Genomic DNA, 18,225 nt, shown 5'->3' on the forward strand with positions numbered 1-18,225 from the left:
ATGTCTGCAAATCTGACCGACACCGTCCCTCTCAATCCTACTTATAAGCGACAGTGGATTGATACCGGCGATGACTGGTTTTACTCGGCCACTGTTCATACCGATAGTTTTACCATCAGACTGTCGGCGAACCCGGCCAACCCGGAGTCGGTCTTTGCCACACCAGAACACATTCTTACTGTCAGGACAGCCATTGACCGAGCCTTCTGGTTAATCGAGCAGTCCGGTTTTTTTCCTCACTACATGCATCGGAATATCAGTATTATCCTGTCTGACCCTGATTTGCCGGGGCAGAATATCTATTATGACGACGATGGCGTGACATTGTTAATCGGGCAATCGATCATCAATCCGTCATTATTGCCCCAGGCTTCGGGCAAAGCTGCCGGTATAGCCGATGCTCTTGGAACTGACCGGCTCGTTGCCAAGTTGCTAAACAATATAGCAATGGTCGTTTATGAAGCCTGTGACCCCAATAACTTCTGGTCAGAATTTCAGGCTCGCCAGCATGGTTCCGCAGAAAATAGTGGCGGTTTAATCCCGTCTCCCATCAGCCAGACTGATGACGTGGTTTCCGCTATAGCCACTCAAACACAGCTCGACTTTATCTCTGAAACCCTGGCTGCCAAATGGTTGAATCAGAAAGTATCACCGGCTTCACTCTATTGGCTGGAGTCTTTGCTTCCTGATCTGTTCAATGCCCCAAAAAAACTTACAAAACCGCCAACCCCTCTAAGTGCCGAACTGCAAGCCAGGCACTGGCATTCTAAAAACGACCTTAGCCAAACACTTGCCTGGCTCAAAAGTGAGGAGATCCGTCCAACAGGCAATGTTACCAGACCAGTGCCTGACAGTTTTTCTCCTTTCACACCCGTCGCGCCTCTTTTGCGCATCGACGAGACAATAGCCTGTCCTGCTTTTGGCGATGGTTACCGCACCCGGGTTAACGGAACAGAAATAGGCATCAGGGTATACCCCCAGGGCGACGCCGCTCCGCCACTGCGACTGGCCGACATCACCCTTGATGTGGAAGGCTACCATTCACTCGGTTACAAAGATCCGGCACAAACGCTCCAGCGGCTGGTTTTTGACCTCAAGAAATTGGCAGGACTGTTTCTATACGGTGGTTTTAACCGGCAATTGCTGACCTTTCTTCACGGACTGCAGATTGCCAGTGATCCGGGTGGCCCGGATCACAAGGTCCCTCTTATCAAGGCAGAGTCCGACCGATTATTTATTGACAGTGACGCAACCTTCACAAACGACAGTCAGCCACTGATTCGTCTGGGAGCCGCCGATCTTTCCGGGCACCCTGACGAGGCTCTTGGACACGGACTGTCATCCCTGTTGGTACCTGCATGGCGAAAAACCCTGACCGACAATGCCGTGGCTGTGGCCGGTATTGAACAGCTCTGGGGGATCACTGACAACAGGCTGAAAGCACTGCAACCGCATTATGGGCTTGATGAACGCTACCAGGCCCGGCAATGGCCACAAGAGTCCGGCGATCTCTACCAGCGACTGGTGTCAGGCCAACGCCATGATCTCAGGAAACGAGGTGGCACTGCGGAAGACTTTGTTGATGCGGTCCGGGAACTTTATCAGGGTGACGGGCTGGCGCCAGCACTTGCCAGCGTTATGGGAGACTGGCAGGCGTTAGCTGAGACTAACCACACAGCCGGGGAAATGGCGGATTTGCTCGAGGCCATTGTCACAGTTTATGGCGAACAGCCGCTACGCAGTGAACAATGGTTTTTCCGCAGGGCACTTGATGCCAGTCTGGACTGGCTGAGTAACAGAGACCCCAACAACCCGGCTCTGGCAAACCTTCAGCGACTGAAAAAAAATGACGAGGCACAACAGGATGAATACGATGGTCTGTTCGAGCCGGAGCAGGCGCCGCTCTTAAACAATACCACCAGCAGCGTTCGGGGCAGATTCCTTACCCTCAAGGCTCCGGGTGACTGGATTGGGGTTTATCTGACACCGGACTATCTGGCCAGTTCCAGTCATCAGACCCTTGCCAGTGACCTGCGGCAACTGGTGGATGCCAGCGAGCTGTTCAGACACCGGTTGAACAATACCGAGGAGTTACGGATGCTATCGAGCAACGTAACAACCCCGATAAGACCTGACACTCTTGGTGACATACACGACCAGGGTATACTTAAAGTCCACCCCGATGAGCGCAACAGGACGATCCCCGGGGAGTATGTCAGCTTGATTATCCCAGGTCGCAATGGCGCGTCCACTGCCAGTCAGTCAGGCCCGCTGACCTACCAGCCCATTCGTCATAGTGCGGAAAATGACACCATCCATGATCTTGCTCCGGTTAACCAGACAGTCAATAACGGCACCTTCACGCTTATCCCTTTTGATCCGGATGAGGGGGACCTGCCCTACGGCTCCGGGTGGCTGGCAGGCCATCTTTCGTTCTTTTACCAGCTGGGGGAAGCATTACGGCTGGCCCTTGGGCTGGCACCAGAAGAAGATGCCAATGCGGCCAAAAACAGGATTCGTACTGAGCTTGGTTTGCCACGGTACTACTCTGGACAGGGCAACCCCGGACAGGACAGACTGCCGTTACCGGTAGTAAACCCCCGTCAGGTGATACTCAAAGAGACCCTGCCGGTGCAGGTAAGGTTTAATCAAACGACAGCGACAGACAGTAGAAAACCCGTACCTCTGGCAGTGACCGGATATGGCTCCCTGGGGCGTTATCTGAAACTGACAGCAGAGCCTGACAGGAACGGCACCTATCGTCTGCAACTGGCTGCCATTGGCATAATGACCGCAGATGGCGGTCTTCTGCCACCTTCCCTCTGGCACCGCTATCCCGCACTCACCAGACCGGCGACGGGGCACAGGGTTCGCCGTTCTGATTCTGAATCTGCTCCTGTTGCAGGTTCAGACTTCGAATTAATGAATCAACTGATTCCTGACGTTATCACGTTCTATAGGGAATTTGCGCCTTTATTACACTATCACCGCGCCGTGAATGCAGACTTTTCCGAACGTTTTGAAGATCTGTTCAGGGCTTTTAAGGTGTTTGATGGCTACCGTCGTGTGAATTCTTCATCAACCTTTGCTCTAGCGGTAAAGGTCTACAAAAAACTCATCGACCTGACCAGGAATTACCCGATGAAAGGGGAAGCCGGCGAAAAATTTGCGAAACTGACTACAAACTTTCGTCGCTGGTTAGATGTCGCCATTAAACCAGTCCCTGAAAAGCTGCATTTTGTCAGCATCGGCCCAACCGTCGCAGAGCTGAACACTATCAGGTTATGGATTGCAGCCAATTCAAAGTCCGATTTGCAGATAAACCTCTGGTATGATCAAAACGCAATGCTCGCCACTCTGCTTTCTGAAGCCCTTAAAAAAGCAGTGACCAGTCAATTGACCCGTCAATCTGGTCCCGGTGATCCGTCTAATTTTGAATCGGATTTAACCAGAGGAATCATGCAGCTGCAGGATCAGGCCTGGAAATCCATAGCGTCAGACATGGAACAGGGCCGGGGATTTGATCTGGCGGTGAAGAATTTTCTGGTAGGCCACCTCAACTATAAATCATCGGATATTGATAAGAAAAAAGCCCAAATGATGACAGCCTACCGGCGATTTAAAAAGAAGATAGCGTCTTCTTATCCCGGGGCGAAGTTTTCCTACGAAGATATTAATAAGGTCTGGACCGATACCTTCGGGAAAAAGGGTAAGGAGGCCGAAAGTTACTATCTCAGGGAGCTGGGGTTGCGTGGCCACCTGCCTGCAGCCATTGCACTGGTGAAAACCAGGGTGATTGACACTCTCGGTGGCGTTTGTTCTGACACGAAACTTTCACCTGCCATTAATGAGGATCTTTTCAAGGAAATTGACCATTCAGGCCTCATCAAAACAGATTGGGATAGGATACGGATGGCACTGACAGAGCTTGTCATCCGAAGGTTCGGCAGGGAATTCCTTCCCGAAGATCAGGATCCTGCAATAGAACAGAAGGTTTCAGATGATCTCGTCTGGTTCGGTGAAAAATACCCCGAGTTTAAAGGCGATATTGTACGGAGCCTGACGAACTCTGATCCGTCGCAACTATTTAAGCCCCTGGGAGAAGTTAAAGTCATTCCCAGTGAGATATACCTGCCATTGGAAAAAGCCCCAAGTTTATTTTTTGCAGCATCACAGGGCAGCAAGACCATGCAGATGGTCCAAAACCACCTTTTAACCGCTTATCAGACGATTGATCAATATAAGTTGTTCGACGTGACAGATTGGAAAACTATCGAGGATACAAGAACGTTTTTCACCTCGAATCAGATAGCTTTCCCGTCATTGATTTGTTATCGAGTCGGGGGTATATCAACGTTTGCAGTTAGCTATGAAATACTGAGCGGTAATAATGCGCTGGAGCAAAGCAATAGTGCAATGGGTTGGACTGGAGACCACAGAGATTCGCTGGATATTCCTGAATTGTCTTCCAGCGAATACTATACGATTTCCAGCGAAGCACTGGCTGTCTGGGAGCATGAAAACGATATCGCAGTCAATACCAACACCGATCCACAGAGCAGAAGCCAATACAGCCAACAATTGGTTATCCAGATGGAGCCTGGTGATGATAGCCCGATTGCCAGGGCCAGCCGTTATCTGTTTCGCAAATACAACAATGGTCAGCTGGCGGGAGGTAGTTATCGGCTGGTCATTGATAACGATGCCTGGTCAGATGGAGAAACAGGCGCAAAGGTCAACAAGATCGATATTGGCAGATTTCTGGACAGTGAAAGCCGAATTCATGTGGTAGGTCTGGGTGACTCCGGGAACGGGGAATTTACACTGAGTGGCCAAACCGCGTTAGAACTGTCAAAAAAAATCAATGCATTGACCGGTGATACACCGGTTAAAACCATTAATCTGGTTGGCTCAGGCATTGACGACAATGGGCTTGTCAGCGACTACCTGAAAGAAATTCTGAAAACAACAAAAACCTCGGCAGTGACTGCCCGTGACGGTCTTTTGAGAGTCGATATCTGGGGGCGCCTATGGGTTGGCCTGGTCTCAGAAACAGATCCGGTCACCTGGTCACTGGCCGACCACTCTGACAAGCTGAAAGCGCGTCGTAAGAGTAACGGTGAAATCACCGTCGAACGCTGGTCTGAAAAAGACACATTGGCTGAAGGTGCCACTGGACTCCGGCGGCTGCCCTCTGTGTTATCACAGGACAGCGGGTTGCTGGGGCCCACCGTCAATCCCGATGACCTGGTGCCAACTCTGGCGATGTTCAGGCACCGTTTGAAGCCGGGTCTGCTGAGTTTTCTCAAACCGAGTGATTTAGAAGCACTGGAGACGAAAATTGCAGAATTTGACCAACTTCGCCAGAAGGAGGGAAGTGAAAGTGCCCTGAAAAAGTACATGCTTGTCTATCGGATGCAGAAAAACCTGCCCGCAATTCTGAGTGGGGAATCAGCGGCCTCCCACCTGGCGGCGGCAATAAATCAGTACCTGCTGGATGCTTTGGTGGAGGTTCCTGAAAAGCTTAACTTTATCTGGATTGGTCGTCTCAACGAAGGGGTTAAGGACCATCTCAGGGTCTGGAGTAAGATGGTTCCCTCATGGTCGCTAAGGCTCTGGTACGATCCACAGGCATTTCTGGCGCCCGTGCTTACCCGGGAAATATATAAGGCTGTTGCCGATGAGAAAATAGCCGAGTCATTCCTGGTACATGAACAAGCCAGAGTGGAGTTTTTGACGCGTTTGCGTCATCTACAAGATCTGGCCTACAGCACTATAAAAAAAGGCCTCGCCCAGGGCAAAACCTTTGACGACATGGCGAAGATATTTTTAGTCAACCACCTGGGGATGGATCAAGAAGAATTAACACAAATACAAAGGCAAAGTCTGCAGGAGTTCACAGATCTCGCCAATGAACTGACCGGGCTCCGGGGCAACACCGGATCCGGGGGATTCATGCTGGCAGATATCAATCAACTCTGGCATTCAGGCGATGAAACCAGCATGAAAGCGTTGTACGTGAGAGAACTTGGCTTGAGAGGGATTTTAGCTGCAGCCTCTGATTTGGTAAGAGTAGTACTGCTGAAGGGGGGAGGTGTCTATTTGGACGTCGACACGCTGCCTCATTATAATGAAAAATTGTTTAAAGGGATTGAAATCCCAAGTGAAATTTTACATTCAGGAAGACTGAGTCATTTAATTAACCATATGATTATGGATTATTTTGCTGACCCAGGCCCGGAACAACTGTTTTTTAACAGAACACCTGATCCAGAAATACGGAGAGAATATAACAGATTCAAAGAAATATACCCTGATTTTTTTAAGGCTGTCAAAGAAGCCATCGTTAATCATGGGAAAGAGCCTCTTTTTACTTTTCCAGGCTCAGTCAAGGCTATTCCTGGCTCAATAGAAATAAGGTTACAATTTGTAGAAAGAATCAATGGCGGCAACTGCTTTATTATCGCGCCGCCAGACAGTGAAGTTCTCAAGGCAGTTCATCGAGAAATAATAAGGCGTTACAAATTGATTGATCGGCTGGGAATAGGCGACACGGAAAACTCTTATGACGACAGTATCGATGTCGATACAGTTGAGCAAATGAAAGAGTCAATCGTCAATGAATTGGGAATCAATAACGATTTCGCCAAAGATATAATTAACTATCGAGGTGATGGATTAGTTGTTAGAGGAGCTGGAGCGACGTTGCACCTATCCGGGCCGTCTTTGTTTATTAAAGTCATCAGAAGATCTGTCTTTGCTTTGCTTCCAGAAGAGGACCTTTTTGATTACAAATTAAAAGCCTATTTCACGCAAATTAACCCACTGGCAAGGATTGATTCAGTGAGTGTTGATACGGATGAAAAGCCCAGTAGCTGGATTACCAATACTGATAAAATCGTGCGTTATAAACTGACCAATGAGCGAGACAGCAGTTATAAAAACCAGGTCATTCTCCAGCTCGGTAACAGCGACAATGAAGCCAGAGCCAGCTCATACCTGAGAAATAAATACCAGCCCGATTTCAGCCGTCTTATACGACTGATGCCTGATGGCTCCCTGATTGATGAGAAAGCAGGTTATATCATTGAATCCAGGGTTGTGAAAGCCAGTTTTATTACAGACGACACACGTATTATTGTTGTTGGTCATGGTTCCAAGGTTCAGGATAAAAAGACCGGTTCCGGCAAGTTTCTTCTGGGCGGCAAGACGGTTGAGCAACTGGCTGAAGTGCTCGAGCGCATAACCGGTGGGCAGTTTGTCAGGACTGTCAGTCTGGTGGGTTGTGGTGCTGATGCCAGCGGCGAGCATTACCCTGTAGAAGCGTTCGCCAGAACACTGTTTGCTGAAATCCGGACAGAACGCATCACCGTCCGCAACGCACTGGTGGCAGTGGATATGCTTGGCCGTAAATGGACTGGCACCCTGCCCGCTGATGGCAATATCCTCTGGTCACAGTCAGACCATCGCGTCAAGCTGGTGCTTGAGAAAGACGGACGGGGGCAGTTAATGGCCCGCCAGCTTCCGGTTGCAGAAGGACTGGTGAAAAAACTCCACAATTTGCCCGCTTTGCCCCCCGGCAGGGATTATGCCTATCTGGGCAAGAATGACCGTCATTTCGATCAGGCCAGACGCTTACTGCTTGAAACGATGATCGAAAACAATGGCAGGCAGAAACTCTCTGACCTGATTGAGCATTACAACCGTCGACTGTATCAAAACACCGGTGATGACCTGTCTCCTTACCGGTTGATGCCTTTGCCGGTTGCCGATGTCGAGCTTCCTCTTGCCTCAAAAGAGCCTCAGCCAGAAGAAAGACGTCAGATAAGCGCCTTTGTCCGCGCAGACTCAATCGGTGACCCGTTTTCCGGAGTGGGTCAGCTGGCCTATGACGATCCCCTGGCGCAAGAGAATTTTGCCCGGATCCAGCAGGAGGGGTATCTGCTGGCCATGGGAGTTGCAAACTCGCCATCCGAGGTCATGGCTGCATTGTTTACCCGCCTGTTGCTTGGGTCTGTGCAGGACATTGTGGCACCCGGAGGCAATGACATAGATCCGTTCCGGGTCTCCAGCCTTGAGCTGATGACTTCGGTATTGGGAAAAGGTGACCTGCAGGCTCTCCGTGGCCAGCAGTTGCAAAATGACTTTGCCGACTTGAGCCAGTGGTATATCAAGTCTCTGAAAAAGTTATTGGGTCACTTTCTGGCGGACAAAGCAGACGAAAAAATACCGAGACTGAACGCCAGAGAAAGGAATGAGCAGGGACAGTGGCTGCAAAAAACACTTTCCCTTGGGATTAATAAAAGAGTTCCCCATGACGCTGTCGGTTTTACAGATCCTGTGACCAGGATTCACGGAGAGGCTTTTGATGACAGCAAATACCTGCCTGTTGTCACCGACCCTTCGGGCGTAACTTATGTTCTGCTGGACCTGCCAGAAAGTAACAACGCGGCTTTTCCGGATAATCTGCGCAATATCCTGTTTATGCTTCAGTCCTCAGGGCCGCTGGGGCCGCGTAATGCCCAGACGCTGATCAATACCATTGAGTTAGCCTATTCCCGGCATTCAGATTTCCTGGCAGGAGAGCAGCTTGCTGAAAAAATAACCCGGCTGCCGATGGCTGATGTAGTCACACTGGCCACTGAAGTTATTAACCTCGACACGGAGCCTAAGGCTCTTCGGAGTCTGATACGAAGACTGTTGATTCGCCTGGCAGCCAGCGCAGTGACGGCTCTGGACATCGGTCACAAACCGGATTACCAGCAGAAGTTTCTGATCGCAGAATTACTCGTCCGGGCCCCCGAAGAAAAGACCTTTGTCGTCCTGGTCCCAGAATCGGGAAAATACCAACGCACGATTACTCTGGATCCTTTGAAGACCATCGACACGAATGACTATCGTGGCTTGCATTCGCGAGTCACTCTGGGGGCTCGTTCGCCACTTTTTATCTCGACCATTCAGGACAGTACCTATCGCTCTCAGGTGCGTGAGCTGCTGAAACTGAATGGAATGCCAAAAAAACAGGGACCTGTGTTTCGTTATTTCGACAAACCTAATCAATTTGTCGATACCCTTTTGGCCTGGCGAAAATGGGAAATAGAGTCTGGTTTTGAGGCTAAAAAGCCGAACCTTGATATTCTTCTGGAGCAAGACCGATTCATCCAGGACAGTGAGGCAATTGTCCATCCATGGCAATCAAATAAGTCGATCATCGTCCGGGTTGGAGTGAAGGATGTACCAGAAGAGGCGTCTGACGCCCGCCTGGCCCGGGTGCTGACCCAATCCTACGGGATGGCCCTGTGTCTGCGAATCCGGGCAATGGCTCCAAATGCTCGCTATCTAATCGGGGCTATGGAGATATGGCAAATGGATTACCGTGATAATCCTGAGGGGGATTACGGTTTTGACAATGCTCTGACACTTCGGCAATTCACTGGCGATCCGCTTTACCGGGCACTGATCCGTGACAGTAAGAACCATGATCTTAAGTTTGCCGTGGGTTCTGTAGATGATTTCCAGCGGGCTATGGAGGTATTGGATTCGGAAGGGAAACTCAGCGATTCGGTCAGCAACGTTATTAGCCGCATTGCAATGAATCCGGCGACCTCTGTTAATACTTTTGTAGAAGCTCTGGTTAAGGTATACACAAATTTCTGGAAAGAGATGCAGGATGCACAACTGCGGTCGGTGCTGCAGTTGCAGGCATCGCAATACCAGATATTGAAACAACGATTAACCAGCTCCGATTTAACCGTTAATACCAGGAGCAGGTTATTGTCAAGTCTGGGCAATATGGAAAACCCGCCAGACAAAACTTCGTACACCGGCACCATGCCTTCTCATTACATGGACGTCTATAGCAAAGGAATAAAGGAGAACAGTCCCGGAATTATCAGTGAAGTAACACCAGGCTCCTATGGCGATAATGGTTCGCAGACCAAGGTCGCGATCTTGTTCTCTGCCGGGTTTATCAAATATGTTCGTGATCAGAATGCTCTTGAACAGAATGCTCCTTCCGAACACCTGTTTTCAATACACAGTAAGATTATCAAAAGCCTTAGATGGCTCAGCACCGTCCCTGAATTCAAGGTTTTTTCCGGCGCTCTGGCGAAAGATCGGAGCCAGGCCTTTGGCGACCTCCAGAAGCTGGTGGATCAGGGGGTTATTGATGGTTCTGCCGGTAGCGGCTTCGACCAGGTCAAAATACCCGACTCTGTCCGGCTATTGCTGGTCATTACTCCTCCCGATCCATCGGGTACTCCATCCGCTACAGAAATGCCGCAGCCGGTTCTGGTTAAGAATACCGGTTGTGTTCTGAAAGTGGATCCGAGCCAGTATTTCATCAAAGGACAAATAGAGGTTGAACAACATCAGACCTTATCAGGCCTGATAGCTCGTTATATTGTTGCATCCGGTCTGCTAAAAGGAATCAACGGAGATTATGAAACCCTTCGCAAAAAAATGCTGCGTAAATTTGGCATCAAGGCATTACCAGAAAAGAAAAGCATTATCGTTGTTCCCTTCGACCCTTTCAAGGGACGGGCCGGCCTTGAAATAGAGAATCTCATCACAAGTGTGGACACTGAAGCGAGGAAAAACCTTGCATACTCTCAATTTAATCCTGATGAGCGTATTAACTCTGATTTTCCTAATATACTCCTGTCTACTGATAGCCATGAAGGTCGCACCATCATTGAAATTGTTACCGGCCCCAAACCTCTCTCGGCTTATCTCAGTGAGTCCTCAGATTTATTTCTTGCAACCAAAACGCTGGCCTCTGTTTTAGCGAATATACCTGAAGGGGGGGTTACCGTCAGTGGTTTGGTTGAGGCTTATAATGATCAGCTACTTGGCAATAACCCCGAAGGTAATTTAAAAAATTTCAAGTTATCCAGTTTTGATGAATTTAAAGACAGTCAGATTTCATTGTTGTCTGGCAAGATGGGGGCAGCGGTAGCGGCAGGAGCACAGTCACCACCTTATCGTATTCATGTCAATATTGGGGTCGACCTTAGTTTGATTGGGGATATAACCTCCTATATTCCCGATCTTTTTGTCTCGGATAAAAGCGACACATTAAGGCAGGTTTTTGAGTGGAGCCAGTATAAAGCCGCTGTCATTTCAGAAAAGCTGAATCTGAATTCTGACTTGCTGAAATCCATGTTTACCATGCATTTGTACAAGCAGGCATTAGACAGTTCAACCAACAATTTCAAGAGGGGGAAAATGAGTCTTGCAGGTACCTCTATCAATAAACTTAGAGGATTACTGAGACTGGGTACCGCTGATTTTTTAATGACTGCCATCTCTGAGTCGGAGGCCGAACAACTTAAGACAGCCATCCAGAATTACGGCTGGCAAAGCTTTACTTCGTTGATGCAGGAAACGGTCAATGATCTGGCCACGGTGGGATCTGAGGCTGAAGGAATTGGCAGGGAGTGGAAGGTTCCCGAACAGCGATTGCAAGCCAGGTTAAAATTGTTGTTCACCGACATGTTGGATCATCGTGTCGAACATGGGGCGATGATTATCCCCTACAACCATGGCTCAGATTTTTTCGAATTACCCCAGGGCGAGAACAAAAGCCCGAAGCTGGGTTACGTAGATATCACAAATGCATCCTCAAGACATGGCGTCACTTCTTATGTTGATGAAGAGGGTCAAGCCCATTTTCTCGGGACAGTGGAGGTTCGAAAACTCTGGCCCAATCTCGATAAGATGGCTTTTTCCCCTCCCGACTCTTTCACGGTTTCGGTAATAAAGTCCGTTCAAACCCCGGGGTTACTGGGAGCAGACCCGGAGGTTGACGGGATTTTTTTAGGAAAAGCTCAATCCCTGGTCAGCCCTGAAACCAAAACTTCGCATTTCCAGAGCTGGGTGAAGCAGTCCATCCTCGACCGTTTGGGTCGACTCAGCCAGGCAAAGCTCGAACATGTCACCCGCTCCTTCGTCAACCGTCCGCATGAAACACAGGACCCAATCGGGCAGGAACGAGTGGCCCGGTTGCTGCTGACTGCCAATCTCAGGGCAATAACCGGCGGGTCGTCAGGATCAGCCTGGGACACTCTGGTGCAGTTGCAAAAAATAGTGTCCGTGGATCTTCAGCGGATAACCAGCGAGGAGCAACCGCTTCCTGTGGCAGCCACTGACCGTCAGGCCCGCTGGCAACAGCTGGCAGAGCTTAATCTGTCTACTGAACTCAATACACTTCTGAAACTGTTTTCTGGTGATGAAAGCGAAGGTTTTATTAAGCCGGTGCTTAAATCAGGAGAGGTGCTGTCCGGGTACGGAATGTCTCTGCGCCGTGTGTCCCAGGAAATAACGATTGTCCTTAACCCCCACTGGCACCCGTACCAGAGTCAACTGAACAAGAATCCGCTGACCCTGACAGTGGGAATAAAAGACGCGACGCAAGATAACCATAAAGCTACCCCTATAGGAAAACTTTTCGCAATAGCCCTGTTAAACCATCCCGATGTGGCCGCGCTCCATCAGGCGCAAAAGGATTTGCGGGCGATCTGGGGATTGTCGTCAATCAAGACTGACCGCAACTATGGCCTGACCAAAGAACTGACTCTGGCTATTTTTCCAGAGCAGCAGGACGCCCTTTACACACAGTTTGTGGATGGCATCGGCAACCCCGATCACAATTGGCAGTTTGCTTCCGGGTCGGTTGAGGATTTCGCCCGGGTTCTGTACGGGTTGTCCACCCGCTATGATCAGGACAGTCTGACAGAGGCTTTTCATCGGATTCGGAACTACCACCGTCAAAACACCGGAGTATATCTGGACACCTTTGCCTCAGCAGTGGTGAAGACACACAGGAACCTGCCGGATGGCCGGGCAGCACTGACTCTGCGTCAGGTTATCGGGAGTGACGGCTGCACTTTTCTGAAACAGACCCTGAATGAAAGGCGCGCACCATTAATCAGTGGCCTGGATGCAATAATAGATGCCAGAAGTCTTGACGCGCTTTATAGTGGCCGCGATTTAAAACGACGCCTTCCTGGTATCACACTGAGCAGGGGGATAATGTTAAGGGTCACCCCTGAATACTTCGGTTATGCCGGGGCGAATTATCATTTATTACCCGATGCTATCAGGAACTTCCTGGCAACACCTCTGGGCAAAGATTACCTGAAAAAATTTGAAGAGAGTTTCACGTCCGGCCGTTATCAGTACCTGATTTTTGATGCCCCAAAAGCAAGCGATGGAAAGCAGCAAATCGTTGTTACGTTAACACTGGCTGGCGAAGAAACGGCTGACAGACAAGTGATCATTGATCCCAGTGCCAGTCAAAAGATCCGTTTGTCCAGCTTGATCCCAGTGTTTGTTGACCTGGTTAAATCCGGCTACGACATGGATGATAGCAGTCAGCCTGCCGCCCCGGACGATAAAGACATTGAAACAAGGGTTCGCCAGGAAATGGGGCTGGCTCCCCTGGTGCAGCTTGCCAAAATAGCGGCGGTAAAAAAGGACAGTGCAACTGGCCAGATCGTTCTTGAAAGAGTAACCGACGCTGTCTCCCGACCTGCCGGATGGGACAGCACGGTGCAGCAGAGCCTGACAGAGATCAATGGCTCACCTTTAACGACTCTGAAATGGCTTGGTGCCGAAGGTCAGCCGGGATTGCAATTGGTAACAGCCCCACTCTCCCCGGATGACCTGGACACTCACAGGCTTTCTCTGGCAGCCGATTTTTATGCGCTGGATAAAATGATCTCGACGCTGACTCATCCGGACAATACAAAAGATTACGATGAGGTCTACAAGGAGTATTTTAGCGACCGGTCAGGCTCTGAAGGGCAGCCCATTGACCGGGCAAAAACCACCGACGGCTCAGATACCGGAATCATCCTGAGGCTGCCCTTTGAGGATCTGGACAGGCCGGTGTTCGCTGCCCTGTTTGCTGACAGTGACAGCCCTGAAGGGGAGCGGCTGCTGGCCAGCCTGAAGGCTGCCAAACAGTTCGTGACAGATATTGCCCCGGCCTCAGGCGATTACAGGGCAATCCATGCTCAGTTAAGGTCGCTGCTTACCCTGTTGTTGTACCGGCTGTCGAGGGACGCCCCCCACGGGAAATCCCTGTTTCCGGGAATAAGGCTGGCAGATTATATCCATACCTGCCTTTCCAACAGTGCCGCTGCCTTACTCAGTGACTACATTCACCGTGTTGGCCTGCAACAGGTCACTCAGGAACTGGAAACGAAGCTCACTGTCATTGCAAAGCCGGGTGCCCCGGATCTGCAAGCGGGCCTCAGGATCAAAGACCTGCTAGGGATGGCTTTGGATTACCGCCTTGCCAACGGCGCCATGTTGCTGCCCGGCACGCTGCCGGATTACTACTCGCTGCCCCTGAAAGATAACAAAAAATATCGAGAGCTCTGGACTGGCCAGATGTCAGAGGACAGCAGAGCGCGACCTGTCTCCAGAAACGCCGATGGCCAATATCTTCTGGACCTGGCCTTGCCGGGTCAAAGCGGCATGGTCAAACGCCTGTTGCTCCGAAACCCGGCCCCCCCCGATAACCTCCGGAGCCAGCTCCGATTGGCTTTGAAACCGGACTGGCTGGGCAGTGATCCAGAGGTTACCCGTGCGTTTCTTGAATTGGCGATGTCCGGGGTGGGTAAAGCCGACTGGCCGCAGTTTTTGGAGTACTTCTCTTCATTGCCCCAATTGCAGCGTTCCGCAGTAGTGGTGGCGCTGGGTCAATATCGCTTGCAGTATCCAGAGGACAGTATCAAGCAGCTGGCCCTTGCCCTTACCCGAATCCAGCTGTCGGAAGTGAATCAGCAGATCAGTCAGGATGATCAGGACGGGACACCGCCGGCGTTTCGCATCAGGCGTGTGACATTACCCGAAGACGGAAGTCATGGCTTCAGGCTGGAGACTGACGAGGGGATCATACCTGTGCTGGCCGACTCCCCGGAGCCGGTGACTGGAGAGCCATCACTCAAGCCGTATCCGCAAGGGCTGCTAATGCTCGCCAGTTCATACAGCAGCCAGTTTCCAGGGTCGTTTCTGGATACGCACAACAGCGTCAGACTCTACCGGCAAGCGATGCAGGATAGACAGCTGCATCCCGACCGTTACCAGCATGATGTCCAGTGGCTTATTAAAACGTTCAGTGACTTTGGACCGGAAATCTATCGCCAACGACTTCAGGAGGGGGGGGCGCTTGACCTGAGTGCGGGCCGGCCTCTCCACTGGCAGTTAAATCCCCATATTCCCCTGCAGAAGTCCCGGTTGCAGGTCGGGGATGCCGCTGTAACGATTGAGTTTGGGATGAAGGATAACCCTTTGCAGAGTTACAGATTCTTTAACGAAGTGGTTGGCCGGTTCTACGCCATGGGTCTGGCCAAGAGTGTAGAGGCTGTTGATGCCAGTCTGTTCCAGTCGGTCTGGCCAGAGGAGGCGGAGCGACTGCGTCAACTGGGCGACACTGTTGATTTTGATTCTGTCCAGCGATGGGATTCCCTGCCTGCGGCGCGGCACCTGGATAATACCCTTCCGAGAGACAACAGCCCGGATTTACCAAAACTTTATGCTGGATCCGTCAGTCAGGAAGGCGTGAAACGGACGCTAAAATGGCTGTTCGATCAGAAGCCTGGATCAATTTCATTGGGCCTTGAACAGCTCTTTGACCAAATTCAGGGGGACCAGGATAACCCGGCTGTTCAAACCTTTGCCGAGGCGCTGTATGAGTTTGACCGCAACCTGCCTGATGGTGACAGAGTCCTGTTCAGGGAGGCTTTCACTCCCAGGCAGATCAAATTTCTGAAGGGTGCCCTGACTCACCAGGCCCCTCAGCAGTGGGAACTGATTGACTACATAGACACACTTAAAACAACGTTCGATTCGCAAGCCCAGGTAACCGATGCTGACGGGTTTAAGTCATCGACCTACCGGCTGGTTGAGTCTGGCAGCGGCGACGACAGCGACAGAGAGTCAGTGGTTGTCATCGAAGACCCTGAGGCGCAAGACAACAAACGCTGCCGACGTGGGGTCGACGGGTGCAGTACTCGCCTGCTATCAGCAGGAAATCTGGCGGACCGCCCCTTTTTGGACATTGACAGCACGGATATCAGTTACACCGATACCAACAAACCTTATTACAAAGTTGAGTTCCTTAACCACAACGATGAGCTGTACCAGGTGCTCAGGCGCTCAGACAAGGATATTACTGCCACCCCCCTGGGCCAGGCTTCCGTCTATGACAGCATCCACGATAGCAACGACTCCCCAGCTGAGCGGGTGTTTTCGGACGCAACATTGGCCACCACGTCCGTGGCGGTCAGGCGTTCCGATGGCAAGGTTTATCAGCTGATTTCGGAAGCTGACGGTCACTACCGGGCAGTGAGTTTGCAATCCGGAGATAAGCTGTTAGCGTCGTACGACAGTAACAGTAAAACCCTTATTCCGGTGCTGGAAAAAAACGACCATGGAAAGACGATTTATGGTGTGAAACTGGACGACGCCGCCGCAGGGACAAACGGGCTGTTCAAACTCAACCCGAGGGAATCGCTGAAGGATCAGTTAGCCGCCGCCCGCCACTGGCTGTCAGCGAGCAGTTCCGAGCTACGGACGCTGACGGGCACAGACGACAGGATAGCCGTGATCCTTCCTGCCGACTACCGTCCCGGCCAGAAACTGGCGAATCAGGCCGAACGGCTCTTGTCAGAACTGAGAGTCTTTGTTGCCAGCTCCGCAGGACAGCGTCTGGTCAATGCCCTGGGGTTCCCTGACAGTTTCATCAAACCCGCCACTATGACCGAGCTGGACAGTCAGCTGCTGCCCGGTATGAAGCCCCCTGCCCCTCTCAGGCTGGTGATCAGGTTTGGCAAACAGGCTCTTGCTGACCGGGTGATACCCTATCGTCCCGGGGACAGCGGGGACACCAGTGGCAACCGGCTTGTGGTGCTGAAGGTTGACCCGGCGGTGTTGACCGGGCAACGCCACTCCACCAGTAATTACCTGGGAGCACTGGCCTCGGTCCTGAAGGATTTGTGTCGGGCAGCACTGGTCAGTACTGATCAGGTGAACTCACCAGCCATCGCCATGACCTGGTTGCAGGGGGCCAAAATCACCAGTGCCCGGACGCTGCTGCAACTGGAAAACCAGCTTCGTAAGCAGTACGACCTGCTGCCCGTGCTGGCCACGGCATCAGCCCATACCCCTGTTCAGGAGGTCACCTCAGCGGGCGGGATAACGACTGTGAAAAACCGCCATCGGGTCCGCATTGCCTATCAAGCCATTGCTGAGCCTCTGTCCGGCTTTGCCCGGCTGATAGGGGATATGGAAACCCGTCGACTGTTTCAGCGGGTTCAGTATTATTGCAACCAACGGGTTGACCGGTTATCCGACGCTGGTCGTGCAGGGCTGAGAAACCTTCGCTCACTGTTAACGCAGCTGGCCTGGAGTGGGCTGGTCAGTCAGCGCATGGTGACATCGCAGCCCGCACTGCTGGCTGATCCGGCGGACGTGGTCACAGCCGTGCTTGATGACAGTGAGCTGAAAGCACTGGCCGGGATCAACAACCTCGCCGGGCAGCTTGAAGAGGTGTTGACCGATGCTCTGAAAGACCGACGGGGCATCGCCTTCACAGCGGCAGAACAACAGGGATTATTGCACTGGCTAAGCCGTGCAGAGGCGGTTCTTACGGACGCACAGGCCGTGCGCAAGGAATGGGCCGAGCCCGGACAACTTCCCCTCGCTGCGGATTCCCGCGGCAATGTACCGGTCACCACTGGTAACCGAAAAACCCTTGCCCTGACCAGCACCGGGCGGCAACCGGTCACCCGGCTGAATGATCAGCCTCTCATTGCTATTGAAAGCCAGAACGGCCCCCTGTCCGCTCCGGCAGGCGATGAGCTTAGCGGTTTGCTGGCCCTGTTGAGACAGGAGTCACCTGACAGCCCGCAGGCTGTCGCTGCTTTAAGGACCGAGCTTGGTTGGGCTCCAGCAGTTACCGACCCGGACTATTACCGGGACGCGATCAAGCGTACTCTGTTATCACTGTCCCCACAGCAGACCAACAACCTGGATGACACCCTTGTTGATTTGCTCAACAAGCCATCCCTGACCGACGGTGAGTCGCTGCTGGCGGAGTATTTTTTTCACCGGCGGCTCAGGGGGCTGGAACCCACAGACCCAGCCAGGTTGCGGGCGGATGCCCTGCGGGCCAATAAATGGCTTGATCTCCTGCAAAAAAATCCGCCACCGCTT

The 18,225-nt window shown here is 51.6% G+C and carries 1 protein-coding gene (running past one end of the window); it reads left to right on the plus strand.

The window, feature by feature from the left end; all coding sequences use genetic code 11:
* Window positions 1–18,225, plus strand: the 5' portion of a protein-coding gene (locus ACO6V5_RS09620) for a TcdA/TcdB catalytic glycosyltransferase domain-containing protein (protein ID WP_422492099.1). 10,161 nt of this gene lie beyond the right edge of the window; only the first 18,225 of its 28,386 coding nucleotides appear in the window; it begins with the start codon at window positions 1–3; the stop codon falls past the right edge of the window.

It is taken from the genome of Endozoicomonas sp. ALD068 (assembly GCF_049310145.1).
GTDB lineage: Bacteria > Pseudomonadota > Gammaproteobacteria > Pseudomonadales > Endozoicomonadaceae > Endozoicomonas_A.